Source organism: Aliikangiella aequoris, from assembly GCF_053709105.1.
Window position 1 is genome coordinate 1,910,448 of sequence record NZ_CM132298.1, and the last position, 14,173, is coordinate 1,924,620.

Genomic DNA, 14,173 nt, shown 5'->3' on the forward strand with positions numbered 1-14,173 from the left:
ACAAAGGGTAACGCTTCCCTTTGGTCAGTGGCCCTGGACCAAACGAAAGCCGTAGCCGCTAAAGAAGTAACGTGAAGACGCCGCACTCCCGCCACGGTCAGCCGAACGTAAGTTGTTCGGTTTGACAGAAAATTGCTCCTGCATTCATTACATCCTTGTAAAATTGCTCCAGGAACCGCCATGCAACACGCGGTTTCACATTCAGGGTGATACCCGATTGCCCAAAGGCAAACCCATTTAAAAAATTTTCCGCCTGGCGGCTGAATATAGCCTAAACCACTAAACGTGACTATTAATCCTTTAGCTTCTCAATACAAAAGGGAAAACCCTTCGCTAACGCTACGGGAAAAGTCGCTTCGCTCTAAAAGGAAAAAGAGAAGCGCTCCTGCGTCGCTAGTCCTGGGCTAAACGAAAGCCGCTGCCGTAGTACCGGAACGTGCGGTCGAAGTCGTGGCGGGTGGCAGCACGAAGGGTCCCAGTATAGTTGCTCCAGGAGCCACCACGGAGCACGCGCCTTGCACAATCCCCACTAGTCCATGCCCGACCATTGCTTGGCGCGCCATGGTACGTATTATTATAGCAATCTTGTGTCCATTCCCACACATTGCCGTGCATATCATATAAACCAAATGCGTTGGCTGAAAAGGATTTGACGGGGGCTGTTTTTCTATCATTGCCACAATCACCTTTATTATTTCCATAACGTGCCTGTGAACAACGAATACTATTACCCCAGCTGTATTGAGTGCTGCTTCCCGCCCTTGCCGCGTACTCCCATTCTGCTTCTGTCGGCAGTCGATAAGTGTTGCCGGTGACTTTATTCAGCCAGGGGATAAATTGCTGGGTGATGTCGTTGTAAGAGACATGGATTACGGGGCGATTGCCTCTGCCCGAACCTTTATCATCTGGCTTATATGAGCAGCCACCAGCAGCCACGCACGCATCCCACTGGGCAAAGGTCACTTCCGTCTCGCTCATTTTAAAGGCGTTGATACTGACCGTGTGGACGGGCTTTTCGTTACTTCGACAGCCTTGTCCTGAAACGCAGCCCATTTGGAAACTACCTGCGGGAATACTGACCATTTTGATGCGTTTTGCGGCTTCTACTGCCTTCTTTATGCGTTGTCGTTTCTTTTCGGCGGCGATGCGTTGTCGTTTCTTCTCGGCGGCGATGCGTTGTCGTTTCTTCTCGGCGGCAATACGTTGTCGTTGTTTCTCGGCGGCGATGCGTTGTCGTTTCTTCTCGGCGGCAATACGCTCTTTCTCATTGGCTCGAGCTCGCTCTATTTGAGCAACTTGAGCTTCTGCATTGCTGTATGCGCTTTGCCAGTCACTTTTGGCCTGCTGCCAGTTTTGCTTGGCTTTAACCAATTCGCCTGCTCGTTGATTTGATTTTGCATTGTTTGCACTTGTATTCGCTTGAGTAACGTAATTTGAATCATTTAAATCATACTCGCCTTTTCTTTGTTGCCAGGTTTGTTTGGCTCTTAAAGCTGCCTCTTCAGCTTTCAATAAGGTTTCTGCGGCATTAAACTCATCCCATAAGGTTTTGTAGCCGTCTCTGACCTGGGTCATGGTGGTGGTCGCTTGTTTGATACTTTCCTGGCTATCTTGTCTAAGCAAGCTTTCACCCATGCTCAGCTTACCCTCTAGTTCGGTAATACTACTGCCTTCAAACAAATAATCATCGGTTAGTTGTTGCCAGCTTTGTAAGTACTTTAGATTGCTATCGTTATTACGCTCGGCATCGCGTACTTCACTTTTTAAATTGCGCTGGCCATTGTCTAGTCGTTTCTTATAGGTCTTAATTTCGCCCTGTAGCTTGGCCACTTCGGCTTTTTGTTTGGCGACTAGTTCTTTATCAATGGGTTTTAAGGCTTCAATAACGTTATCTAAACTTCCTGTACTGATTAAGCCGCCAATACCTAAAATGGCGATAAGTATCACCGCTGGAATGCCGAGCTTTGCAAAGTTAAACGAAGGTAAACTCGTGCCGCGTTTAGCCTTATCTTTTAGCGCGGTTATTAGTTCGTTCATATCACTAAAACGCTGCTCAGGTTTGTTTGAGAGTAGCTTGTCGACTGTCTGTGACAATTTTTTACTGATGCTTTTATTGAGTAGGTGCAAGCTTTCTACGCGACCAGTAGGCACGTCGCCACTGAGCATTTCATACAGCATTACGCCAATGGCAAATTGGTCGGCTCGACCATCTATATTATCTAGCCCTTTGATTTGTTCGGGTGCCATATAATAAGCAGTACCCAATACAGCACCTGATGCGCTGCGCTGGCTAGCGCTTTGCAGTCGGGCCAACCCAAAATCCATGACTTTTATTTTACCGTCACTACACAGCCAGATATTTTCGGGTTTGATATCTCTATGAACTGTGTATTCATGGGCATATTGCAATGCTTCACAGACTTTAGTAATTAGCTCTAACGCATCGTCAACTTCGTAAGGCTGGCGTGTATTTTTAAGGTTTTGCATGTAAGAGCGTAAATCTTGCCCTTCAAGCAGCTCCATGGTTAAAAAGAAGTTGTCGCCGTCTTGTTGTACATCGTAAACATTCACAATGTTGGGGTGGCTGAGTTGCTGAGAAATACGTGCTTCATCCATAAAGCGTTCTTGCGCGCGTTTATTCTTAACCAGGGTTGGCAGCATCATTTTTATAGCGACCTGCTGCTGGGTATTACCATCCACTGCTCTAAATACAGCGCCCATACCGCCCGCGCCGATTTGTTCTTCAATGGTGTAACGTCCCGCTAACATGGTGCCTTCTTTTAGGTCTAGCTTGACGGCATCTTCATGAGCTACGCCAGGCAAATCGTAGAGTTTACTTTGAGTTAGCGGCGAACTTGATGAATGTGATGAGTTTGAGTTTTTACTAGCATCTGCTAATAACTGACTTTTAGCCTCTTCAAGCGAGGATTTCATGGCTGCAAACTTGCTCTTGAGCGCTTCAGTTGGTGCTGAGTTGAGTTTTTCTTCAACCATTGCTAACTTTGTCTGATACGCACTGTTAATTTCGTCTATTGAACTATTTTCACTTAAACCGAGAAGTTTCTCTGCTTGTTGGTTATCCATTAAGTCATGTTCCTATTTTTGTCTTTGTTCAGTTCTCTTTCAATGCGAAAGCGAGTTACCTTATTACTAGATGGTCAAATTCAAATTCTCGACAATGTTTGCCACGTTTAATTAAGTTGCCCAGCTGATTAGATTGCCTTTTTCAACATAATTGATTTTATCCAACCAACAAGCTAATATCAATCAAGCATTAACTTATTCTAGCTCATAAATTACACTATAAAAACAATAACTTATGACTGTTGATTGGCATTCCATCATATTAAGTGAAACTTGGCTCTCACGCCTTGAAATACAAGCGACTAAGCGTTTTGGCCAAGCAGGGTTAGCTGAGGAAGCGACAACTCATGTGTTAGAGCAATTAGCCCGCAATGACTGGGTAAAATGCCATAGCTATACGGGTAAAGCCAAGCCAGAAACCTTTCTTTATACCCTAACCAATAACTTACTCGAGGAGTTTGCCCGTAATCGCTTTGGTCGCCCTCGCCCGCCTGAGTGGTTAAAACGAGAGGGTGATTTGTGGGTATCTGTCTGGAAAATGGTCTGTTTGGAGCGTCAACTGGTTGAAAGTGTGATTGACCGACTGGTCTATCAAGGCAACCGGCAGAGGGATTTGATTAGCGCAGTTATAAAAACAATTAAAGCCAAACTGCCCTGGTGTGGCAGTAGTCATCGCGAAATACCTGAGTCTATGATTTGTGGCTATGGCAACGGTAATCGTAACGATGAAGGTGAGATTGAATCTAATGCCGACTATGGTGAAACTGTGAGTTTAGAGCAACAACTTGATCAATCTCAGCTTGATGAAAGTCTATTACTGATGTCTCAACTGTTTAGTTTTCTGACTTGTCCTTCTAATGCTAATAGACAGGGTAATAGCGACACAAAAGGACATGAACACTTGAATTCACTTTCCATAAGCCAGCAACAGCTCGATCGATTATATCAATCAATTCAATTGACTGATGAAGAACAGTTGTTACTTAAAATGGTTTATCAGGAAGGTTTAAAAATGAATGTGATCGCCAAATCACTAAGTATGCCTAGTTATCAGCCAGGTCGATTATTAAAAGGAATTTTAAAACGCATTGAGCAAGCCTTAAACGATATTGGCTTACCCATGGAGTCGATTAAAAAATTGTTACAGGCGGCGCAGGAATGAGTACTGAGAAATCAATTAATTTAACAAGCTCAACCGATGAAGGCCTTCTTTTATCAAAAATTGCGTTACTGGCTCAAACTGGCAAGTCAACGGCTCAAGGAAACAAGCCTACGGATGAAGAGCTGGCCATGTTATTTGATGATCAGTTAGATTTTGAACGTAAGCAACAAGTGATAAGTCATATCAATGCTGATCAGAATTTAATGCAACAGTGGATTGGATTGGTCGAAATTCTTGGCGGTGAGAGTGAAGCAATAGAGAAGAAACAAAGTTTATTAGCACAAGTCTTCAACTGGCTTTCAAGTTGGCAAGGTTTAACCAGTGGCTTGGTGACAGCCAGTTTAGTTGCGGTTATTTTTATGATGCAAACACCATCTGAGTTGAGTCCCGGAATTGACAGTTCACCGCAAGTTGCTGACAAAGGTTCAATTGACAACAAGGATAAATCAGACAATAAATCAAATATTCAATTTGTATCACCGGACAAAAGAGCTATTAGTGCGGGCATTTCGGATTATATAAAAACGCATAAAACAAACCGATTTAATCATATTAATTTAGACAGCGCAATCGATATGGAAGGTTCGTCGCTAGAGCCTGAATTACATCAAAAATATTTTCAATTAGGTTATTTAATTGCTGAGCAATGGGTTGACTGTAAAGTAGATTCAGAACAAGTCATCATCGATAAAAATCGCTTAAATCAAATGACCGAGTTGGTTACTTTGATCTCTAACGAGAGTTTCATTCCACTGGATAAAAGTTTAGCGGGTATTGATAGCAAACAAAGTGCAAGACAGCTTTGTAATCGCGTGACAGATTTTTTAATGTCTGATTTGTAGACTTGACCGTCTAAGGTATTAGAACATAAAAACAACTCCCTCCTAACCTCCCCTTCGCAGAGGGAGGACTAAGGTGGGGTCAATCTTTAAATAATTAACAGGAAACAATATGAAAAAACTAGTAACCTCACTAATTGCCACCTTACTTTTATCAGCTTGCGCAGGACAAGATAAAATCAACAAAGGTGAGCTTGCCGATGTGCCCGATTGGATTTTGTCGCCGCAAATTGAAGACGGCATTGCCGAGTCTGCGTGTGTAGCTTGGTCAGGCAATATGTCTATCGATAAAGATGAAGCCAGCCATATTGCCCGCGATAGATTAGCTAAACAAATTGATATTCGCGCGGCAGGCATGACCAAAGCTTTTGCAGATAAGACGACAACCAGTGCAGGTATGAATACAGGCACCACTTTTGAAAGTGTTTCTCGTCAAATTTTTGATCAAACACTAAAAGGTAGCAAACCTACAAAAGCGGGATTATTCACCATTGATATGAAAAAGAATTTTTGTGTGATGATTGAAGTGAGCCCTGAACAAACCAAAGCGCTTTATAATGGAATTGTTTCGGCTAGCGGCAAGCAGCTTAATGCTGAAGACGATCGTGTGTTGTTTCAGCAGTTTAAGGCCTGGAAGGCTCAGCAAGAATTGGATAAAAATTTGGAGAATTAGTTTTTTCGGTGGGCATTTTCTTCATGCCCACCGACTCTTTTAATGTTATCATTTGGTGAGTGGTGGGGATTTCCTAAGCTTGTGGGCTAGTTACGTTCAATACTTAAAGACACGTCCAGAATCATTTTTGGCTTAACCTAAGACAAAAAAACAAATTTTCTCTCAGATATTATTTTCTACAATACCAACATTTACATAAGGAATATCAGCTTAAACTGTAGTCAAAAACGCTAGTATTTATTGGTAGCTTATGACGTTTCTCCTTCTGTAGTTCTTGGGAAATAGCACCAAGTCAGACTGGGTTAATTCGACCTTTTACCTAACTTAAATCTAGTGTTTCAGCAGCATGAGTTATTTAAGCTGAAGACATCCAAAACCATAGGTTAAGTTAGTGATATTACTTCCGAAATAGAAACAATATTTATTGATAGTGATGTAAATGAAATGGATTGGCAAACTCTCGGAAAAGCGCTCAAACGGTTGCAGTTTTTTAGGACGCATGATAATAAGCGCAATTAATATCAGCTCTTGGCCAATTTCTTTCCTAGTGAGGTTTAAATTCTCTAAATAGGCTCTCAAAGCCTGCCCTTCTAACAATTCCATGGTGAGGAAAAACATTTCATCATCTTGTTGTACATCATATACATTGACAATGTTCGGGTGACTTAGCTTTTGACTAATTTACGCCTCGTCCATAAAACGTTCTTTCGCACGAGGATTTGTAAGCAAACTGGAAAGTAATAACTTTATTGCAATAGGTTCTCCAGTATTATCATCTGTCGCTTGGTATACTGCCCCTACACCACCAACACCAATTTGTTCTTCAATGGTGTAGCGCCCTGCTAAACCAGAACCAATTGCGAGTTCAACACTCTCCCCTCTTGATTCCCCATTCCAGGTAGATCTGCCATTTTTGTTTCAGTAAGTGGCGAAGAGTGACTCTTTTGCTTGTTATTAGTTTGAGTTTTGGAAGCATCGGTATTTTTTGAAAAGAGCAATATGTCATGCGCATTTTTTAGTTTGGTTTACATATCCCAAAATTGGTAATGCTTTTTGCTTATCCATTTCTTAACCTTAACCTATCTAAACAAGTTATTCTTGATGAACAAACGCTTACTCACTTTGAATTCAATTAATATAAAACTAAAGTTATCGCCTGCTTCTGTATCCATCACAGACCTACTAATATTATTTTTCAACTGCTCGAGAGATTTTGATTCTAAGAAGACTTCCGACAACGCTCTACTGTCAACATAATCACTCACGCCATCACTACATAAAAATAGAACACCTGAACTTTTCGGTTTAAAATCTATTGTGTCAACTTTTAATGTTGCATTCACAATGCCGAGTGAGCGATTAATCAAATTTCTCTTAGGGTGAACCTCGGCTTCTTCTGGTGTTAGAACTTCTCTAAACACCATATCTTGAACAAAGCTATGATCAAAGGTGAGTTGCTCTAGTTTTTTACCAAAAATATAAGCTCTACTATCGCCAACCCAACCGATTTTAAAACCATCTTTTTTTAAATGCGCCGCAACAATAGTTGTACCCATCCCTTTTTGCTCTGGATTATTTTCACCCTGGCTAAGAATTTCACTATGGGCTGTCTTAATCGATTCCTTTAAATCAGCGCCTGCTTGTAGCTTGTTTTTGACCGTTTCTATCGCGAGCGAGCTTGCCACTTCACCGCTAGCATGTCCTCCCATACCATCAGCAACAATCCATAAACCTGATTGATTATCGCAAAGAACGGCGTCTTCATTGTGATCACGCACCTTGCCAATATGTGTCACACTGATTGTTTTTATTATTTCCAATTCCTTACCTTTTCTAATTATTCTTTCTCAAGTGTACCGGTATCCATTAGCTGGAACGATCTATTCTGAACCAATCTATTTAGTATAGAAGGACAATAAGCTTTTTATGACAACCAGGTTGTGCTATTTAGCTTAAAATTAATATTTTTTATTATTTGTCCGTTCGGAAATAAAAATTGTCCTTCTTAATCAGTTAAGCCGCTGTTTAGTTTCCAAAAAATATGGAAGTATTGTTTAAATATCACTAGAATCAATCCTAAGGATATTGAAGCATAAACAGCTTAAGAATCAATTTCAAAGTATATAAGGAATTCAACATGCCAGCTAACGAACATAACCAGACACGAAGCGCACTAGAAGCCGAACTAGCGCAAGCTCGAGCAGAAGCTGAAAGAGCCCGTTCTGCAGCTCAAGAAGCTGAAATGGAAAAATCTAAAGCACAGCAAGAAGCACAGCTGGCTGGACAGCAAGCGGAAAACTCTCAAGCAGCACTGAATATTGCGCAACAACAAGCAGCTTCTGCGACGGAAGCTATGCAACAGGCTAGTCAGCAAGCAACACACGCCACATCATCTGCAGATGACTCTCGCTCTAGTGCTCAGCAATCTGGTAGCTCATCGCAAGATGCGCAGCAACAAGCTTCTCAGGCTGCGCAAGCGGCCAATGAAGCGCAGCGTCAAGCTGACCAAGCCGCTCGCGCTTCTGATGTAGCCGATAATCAAGCGGCTGATGCTCGTGACGCTTCTCAGCAAGCTAACACCTCTGCATTAGACGCACAACAACAAGCCGGTCAAGCAAGCGTTTCAGCTTCAGATGCGCAGCAACAGGCAGGTCAAGCAGGCATGTCAGCTAATGAAGCAATGGGACAAGCATCTCAAGCAGGCATGAGCGCACAACAAGCCGATCAACAAGCTTCTCATTCAGCAGCATCGGCAAACGAAGCACTAAGCCAGGCTGGAGTTGCAGGTAGTTCAGCGCAAGATGCTCAACAACAAGCTGGCGCAGCAACAGCTTCAGCAGGTGAATCACAAACATCAGCTACTGACTCACAAAGCTCAGCAGCCAACTCGCAGACTTCATCAGAAGAAGCTTTAACCGCTGCGCAATTAGCCGAAAAAGAAGCACAGGAAGCAGCTGCAGCTTCTGATCAAGCTCAAGAATCTCAGCAACAGGCAGATGCAGCTAAAGTCGCTAGCTTGGATGCTCAATCACAAGCGGAAGCGGCACAAAAAGAGACAGAAGAATTACAAAGTGCCGCTGAGCAAGCACAAACAAAAGCGGAAGAGTCCAAGGTTGCAACTGAGCAGTCTCAAACAGAGGCAGAAGCTGCACAAGCCGCAGCAGGTCAAGCCCAACATGCCGCTGAAACTGCCCAGCAAAATGCAGATGTCGCAGCGCAAACTGCCGAGTCGGAAGCTCAGGAAGCAACTCAAGCTTCGCAAAGAGCGCAATCAGAAGCCAGTACAGCGTCAAGCGCTGCCGGACAAGCAGAATCAGCACAGGCGCAGGCTAGTTCTGCAGCTAGTCAAGCCGCGTCATCAGCAGGCGACGCAAATTCACAAGCATCCGTAGCAGCCAACTCGGCAGGTGACGCGCAAAGCGCTGCTAATGTTGCAGAATCATCAGCTCAAGAGGCTGATAACATGGCTAAACAAGCCGAGCAAATGATGCAACAGGCGCAAGCGGCACTGGCGCAAGCCGAAGCCGCTAGAAATGAGGCAGAAGCAGCCAAGCAAAGTGCAGAAAAATTACTCGCAGATGTGCAGCAAGCTGCGCAAGACGCAGCCAAAGATATGCAGCGAATGTTAAGTGATGCAGCTAGTGCTGTTTCGAAAGCGGAAGGACACGCACTTGATGCTAAGAATGCTCAGATCACGGCATGGGCGGAAGTACCAAAAGCGATGGACGGAGTAGAGACCATAAAAGGTTGTATTGGTGACGCAGACAACGGTGTTCGCCAGATAGTTGAAATGGTAAGTGACGCGGGCAGTTCAGCAACCAGCGCAGACAGAGCTGCCGATAACGCACGTGATTCAGCTAGAGAGGCTGCAGCTGCAGCTGCGGAGGCTCGGTCTCATACTTAGCCAAAGAGTTTTGCAATGACTTTCTTTAATATACAGGCTTTGTACTTTAGCTTAAAAGCATTGCGAACACTCAATACTAGCCAGTACGGAGTGTTCGCTCAAAAGATTAAGAAAAATTTGTCGTTCAGCTTTTCTGTTTTATCGATTCCTCTTTTACTCCTATTGACGGCGTGCGCAAACTCACCAGCAAAACAAAGCAGCCAATACATTCAACAAAAGAACTATCAATCACCCTGCCTTCAAATTGCATTACAAAATAAAAAAGCGTCAATGCTTTTGGGTTACGGCAATGGCAGCAACGTAAGCGAAGCAAAACAACAAGCGCTATATGATATTGCTAATCAAATTGAAGTCAACGTTTCTGGTGAAACAAATAGAGAAGCCAATAAAGTAGGCAAACAGGTTAATACCAAGTACTCACAAAAAGTTAAGACACGCGCTAGTGCATTACTTTCGAGTGTTGAAATTGCTTGTAGTGATATTAATGACCCTAGTGGTCAATATCATTTTGCATTAAGGTACGATCAACGAGAACTGGCTGATATTTTTTCTGATAAATTACTTGAGAGTTTTTGGCAAGGAAAACCAGGCAAAATTAATTGGCAAGGATCTTCTGTTATGAAAAGTAGTTCTTTCGTCAGTCAAATCAACAAGAAACTAATTGCTTATCAAAGCTCCCACGTTGAAATCGTCAACATTAAATTGTTTAGAAAGGACCAAGAGTGGTATCTAGAATTAAATAATATTGTTAAACCTATTAAAAGTCATCAGCTTGTCGAACTACTTAACTGGGACTCCTTAAACACACCAAATTTTCAGGTTTCCTTGCAAAATGAATTTGATCAAAGCATAAGCACCCATATGCAAGAAGGCGATGAGTTTCGGTTTGTGATCAACTCGAAACAATCAGGATACCTATCCGTTTTTAATATCTACGAAGACGGTCGCGTGACGAAAATAAGGGATAATATACCAATCAATAAAACGCTTATTTTACCGGAACATCAAGGGAGTTTTTCTGCAGGGTTATTAGTCCCCAATCAATCAACTCGTGATCAGTATGTATTTTTAATGACCAATAAAAAAATTGATACTCAGGCCTTTCGCCAGTTAATGCCAGAAGAAAATGGCAATCAGGAACAAAAAAACTATACACTAAATTTATTTTTATTCTGGTTGGATCAACAAACCCTTGCTGCATCAGCGTCGTTACAGGTTGAAACAGTGCCGAGGTGAATGGCATTTTTTATGCGTCCTTCAAGTGGCGCTATTTTTGGTGGGTATGATTTAGATAACCACAGTAGAAGTCAATTTAACCGATATTGGTGGGCGGTAAACATTAACCACCTACCGTTTTTTTTTGGTTTATGATTTATTATCACCCAATAGTACAAAAAAATCGCGGCCCGCTTCGCGGGTTAAATTCCTGAAGATAGGTTGAAATGTTAAAATCCTTTAGTTTCAAAACCACCTCCCCCACCCCCTCTTGATAATGCCTACACGGATGTAGGTAAGTAGAGTAACTAAGGAGCAGTTATACCGAGAGAGTGGCAAAAGCACACAAAGGGTAACGCTTCCCTTTGGTCAGTGGCCCTGGACCAAACGAAAGCCGTAGCCGCTAAAGAAGTAACGTGAAGACGCCGCACTCCCGCCACGGTCAGCCGAACGCAAGTTGTTCGGTTTGACAGAAAATTGCTCCTGCATTCATTACATCCTTGTAAAATTGCTCCAGGAACCGCCATGCAACACGCGGTTTCACATTCAGGCTGATACCCGATTGCCCAAAGGCAAACCCATTTAAAAAATTTTCCGCCTGTCGGCTGAATATAGCCTAAACCACTAAACGTGACTATTAATACTTTAGCTTCTCAATACAGTAAAGGGAAAAACCCTTCGCTAACGCTACGGGAAAAGTCGCTTCGCTTTAAAAGGAAAAAGAGAAGCGCTCCTGCGTCGCTAGTCTTGGGCTAAACGAAAGCCGAGGTCGTTGTGCCGGGCCGCGCGGCCGCCGCCGCCGCGGAAGGCAGCACGAACGCTCCTAGCATCGGCGCTCCAGGAGCCACCACGGAGCCTGCGTACTGAACAATCCCCACTAGTCCATGCCCGACCATGGCTTGGCGCGCCATTGTAACTATTATTCCTGCAATCTTGCGTCCATTCCCAAACATTCCCGTGCATATCATATAAACCAAATGCGTTAGGTTGATAACTTTTTACTGTAACTGTACCCTTTTGACTATCGCCACACTCTCCGCTAGTACGTCGACCATATCGGGCCTGCGAGCAATTAATGCTATTGCCCCAACTGTATCTACTGCTGCTTCCCGCCCTTGCCGCGTACTCCCATTCCGCTTCGGTCGGTAAGCGATAAGTATTGCCCGTCACTTTATTCAGCCAAGGGATAAATTGCTGGGTGATGTCGTTGTAAGAGACATGGATTACGGGGCGGCTGCCTCTGCCCCAGCCGAAATAATCTACTGGTTCGTGTGAGCATCCTTTGGCTGCCACGCACGCATCCCACAGGGCAAAGGTCACTTCCGTCTCGCTCATTTTAAAGGCGTTGATACTGACCGTGTGGACGGGCATTTCGTGACTCCAACAGTAACCTTTTGAAACGCAGCCCATTTGGAAACTACCTGCAGGAATACTAACCATTTTGATGTGTTTAGCGGCTTCGGCGGCAATACGCTCTTTCTCATTGGCTCGAGCTCGCTCTATTTGAGCAACTTGAGCTTCTGCATTGCTGTATGCGCTTTGCCAGTCACTTTTGGCCTGCTGCCAGTTTTGCTTGGCTTTAACCAATTCGCCTGCTCGTTGATTTGATTTTGCATTGTTTGCACTTGTATTCGCTTGAGTAACGTAATTTGAATCATTTAAATCATACTCGCCTTTTCTTTGTTGCCAGGTTTGTTTGGCTCTTAAAGCTGCCTCTTCAGCTTTCAATAAGGTTTCTGCGGCATTAAACTCATCCCATAAGGTTTTGTAGCCGTCTCTGACCTGGGTCATGGTGGTGGTCGCTTGTTTGATACTTTCCTGGCTATCTTGTCTAAGCAAGCTTTCACCCATGCTCAGCTTACCCTCTAGTTCGGTAATACTACTGCCTTCAAACAAATAATCATCACTCAGTTGTTGCCAGCTTTGTAAGTACTTTAGATTGCTATCGTTATTACGCTCGGCATCGCGTACTTCACTTTTTAAATTGCGCTGGCCATTGTCTAGTCGTTTCTTATAGGTCTTAATTTCGCCTTGTAGCTTGGCCACTTCGGCTTTTTGTTTGGCGACTAGTTCTTTATCAATGGGTTTAATCGCATCCCATAGGCCATTTAAGCCGCCGCTGCTGATTAGACCGCCCACACCTAATAGGGCTACTAATATCATGGTGGATATAGCCAGTTTGCCAAAATCAAACGAAGCCAAAGCGGCACCACTGCCTTGGCCTTTTAACGCGCCCAAAAAGGCGCTTAAATTCTCAAATCGGTTTTCGGGTTTGGGGGAAAGTGCTTGTTGTACACTACCACTTACCTTTTTACTAACGCCTTTAACCAGCTGGTGCAGTGGCTCAATGGCTCCGGCGGGTACTTCGCCACTTAACAATTCGTAAGTTAACACGGCCAATGCGTATTGATCGGCTCTGCCATCGATGTGCTTTGAACCCTTTAGCTGCTCTGGCGCCATATAATAAGCAGTGCCACTGGCCGCGCCGGTTTGAGTTCTTTGGCTAGTACTCATAACTCGCGCAATACCAAAATCCATTAACTTGTATTTGCCCTCTGCGGTAAGAAAGATATTTTCAGGTTTTATGTCGCGATGCACGGTTAGTTCATGGGCATGATCTAGCCCAGCGCAAATGGGCTCTAAAATTTCTATTACTTCTTCCAAAGAAAAATTCTGACGAACGAGTTTGCGGTTGTTCATTAACTCGCGTAAATCTTGTCCCTCAAGTAGCTCCATGGTTAAAAAACACAAACCCTCCGACTGCTGGACGTCAAACACGTTAACTATGTTGGGGTGGCTCAGCTGACTGGATAAACGCGCTTCATCTAAAAAACGCTCTCTTGCGGTTTCATTTTGCATTAGCCCTGGCAACATGACTTTAATAGCGATATCTTGATTACGGTTTTTATCAAAAGCACGGTAAACAGCCCCCATTCCACCTTGCGCGATAAAGGCTTTAATCTCATAGCGCTCTGCTAAAACTGTACCGACTTCTAGCGCAGTATCATTGCCAGTTTGTGGCCCAGCGCCCGGCAAGTCAGCCAGTTTGGTTTGACTAAGTGGCGAAGCTGATGTTGCTTTTGCTGCTTGCTGAATAAGCACGTCATGCGCTTGGGTGAGTGATAATTTCATCTGTTCGAACTTATCTTTCAGAGCGGCAGTTGGCGCTGACTCATGTTTTTCTTCTAACGACTTTAGTTTTGACTGGTAGGCTTTGGAAACTTCAACATTTGATTCATCACCGCTTAGTCCAAGTAGTTTAGCTGCCTGTTGGTTATCCATTGTTATTCCTAATT

General features: G+C 43.6%; 8 protein-coding genes. 5 read left to right on the forward strand and 3 right to left on the reverse strand.

The genetic code is table 11. The annotated features are described in order from the left end of the window. Nucleotides 1-393: 393 nt before the first annotated feature. Nucleotides 394-3,084 (reverse strand): SUMF1/EgtB/PvdO family nonheme iron enzyme, encoded by a 2,691-nt coding sequence (locus tag ACUR5C_RS08270; protein ID WP_454464641.1) that lies wholly within the window; start codon nucleotides 3,082-3,084, stop codon nucleotides 394-396. 235 nt (nucleotides 3,085-3,319) lie between these two features. Between ACUR5C_RS08270 and ACUR5C_RS08275 the strand changes: the two genes are divergently transcribed. The 3 genes from ACUR5C_RS08275 to ACUR5C_RS08285 all read left to right on the forward strand — a co-directional run bounded on the left by ACUR5C_RS08275 (nucleotide 3,320) and on the right by ACUR5C_RS08285 (nucleotide 5,758). Then, nucleotides 3,320-4,246 (forward strand): sigma-70 RNA polymerase sigma factor region 4 domain-containing protein, encoded by a 927-nt coding sequence (locus ACUR5C_RS08275; protein ID WP_454464642.1) that lies wholly within the window; start codon nucleotides 3,320-3,322, stop codon nucleotides 4,244-4,246. Continuing rightward, the gene (locus ACUR5C_RS08280; protein ID WP_454464643.1) at nucleotides 4,243-5,088 is read left to right on the forward strand and encodes a hypothetical protein; all 846 of its coding nucleotides are present in this window, start codon (nucleotides 4,243-4,245) and stop codon (nucleotides 5,086-5,088) included. Before ACUR5C_RS08275 ends, ACUR5C_RS08280 begins: the two co-directional genes overlap by 4 nt. 109 nt (nucleotides 5,089-5,197) lie before the next feature. Further along, a complete protein-coding gene (locus tag ACUR5C_RS08285; RefSeq protein ID WP_454464644.1) occupies nucleotides 5,198-5,758 on the forward strand; it encodes a hypothetical protein in 561 nt (186 codons plus the stop codon). 1,079 nt (nucleotides 5,759-6,837) lie between these two features. On the opposite strand, the gene ACUR5C_RS08290 is transcribed toward ACUR5C_RS08285, so the two are convergent. Continuing rightward, the gene (locus tag ACUR5C_RS08290) at nucleotides 6,838-7,578 is read right to left on the reverse strand and encodes a PP2C family protein-serine/threonine phosphatase (protein ID WP_454464645.1); all 741 of its coding nucleotides are present in this window, start codon (nucleotides 7,576-7,578) and stop codon (nucleotides 6,838-6,840) included. Nucleotides 7,579-7,895: 317 nt separating this feature from the next. Here ACUR5C_RS08290 and ACUR5C_RS08295 point away from each other — a divergent pair, with 317 nt between their 5' ends. Together ACUR5C_RS08295 and ACUR5C_RS08300 are read left to right on the forward strand one after the other, a co-directional pair. Then, on the forward strand, nucleotides 7,896-9,662 hold the full coding sequence (locus ACUR5C_RS08295) for a coiled-coil domain-containing protein (protein WP_454464646.1): 1,767 nt from the start codon (nucleotides 7,896-7,898) through the stop codon (nucleotides 9,660-9,662). Nucleotides 9,663-9,677: 15 nt separating this feature from the next. Then, entirely contained in the window at nucleotides 9,678-10,898 is a 1,221-nt protein-coding gene (locus ACUR5C_RS08300) for a hypothetical protein (protein ID WP_454464647.1), read from the forward strand. Between the two features lie 720 nt (nucleotides 10,899-11,618). On the opposite strand, the gene ACUR5C_RS08305 is transcribed toward ACUR5C_RS08300, so the two are convergent. Next, complete coding sequence (locus ACUR5C_RS08305; RefSeq protein ID WP_454464648.1) at nucleotides 11,619-14,159, reverse strand: SUMF1/EgtB/PvdO family nonheme iron enzyme; 2,541 nt, start codon at nucleotides 14,157-14,159, stop codon at nucleotides 11,619-11,621. Between the last annotated feature and the right edge of the window lie 14 nt (nucleotides 14,160-14,173).

Excerpts from the sequence above, each read along its gene's own strand:
- ACUR5C_RS08270 (WP_454464641.1), bottom strand. The coding sequence starts at position 3,084 with ATGGATAACCAACAAGCAGAGAAACTTCTCGGTTTAAGTGAAAATAGT.
- ACUR5C_RS08275 (WP_454464642.1), top strand. The coding sequence starts at position 3,320 with ATGACTGTTGATTGGCATTCCATCATATTAAGTGAAACTTGGCTCTCA.
- ACUR5C_RS08280 (WP_454464643.1), top strand. The coding sequence starts at position 4,243 with ATGAGTACTGAGAAATCAATTAATTTAACAAGCTCAACCGATGAAGGC.
- ACUR5C_RS08285 (WP_454464644.1), top strand. The coding sequence starts at position 5,198 with ATGAAAAAACTAGTAACCTCACTAATTGCCACCTTACTTTTATCAGCT.
- ACUR5C_RS08295 (WP_454464646.1), top strand. The coding sequence starts at position 7,896 with ATGCCAGCTAACGAACATAACCAGACACGAAGCGCACTAGAAGCCGAA.
- ACUR5C_RS08300 (WP_454464647.1), top strand. The coding sequence starts at position 9,678 with ATGACTTTCTTTAATATACAGGCTTTGTACTTTAGCTTAAAAGCATTG.
- ACUR5C_RS08305 (WP_454464648.1), bottom strand. The coding sequence starts at position 14,159 with ATGGATAACCAACAGGCAGCTAAACTACTTGGACTAAGCGGTGATGAA.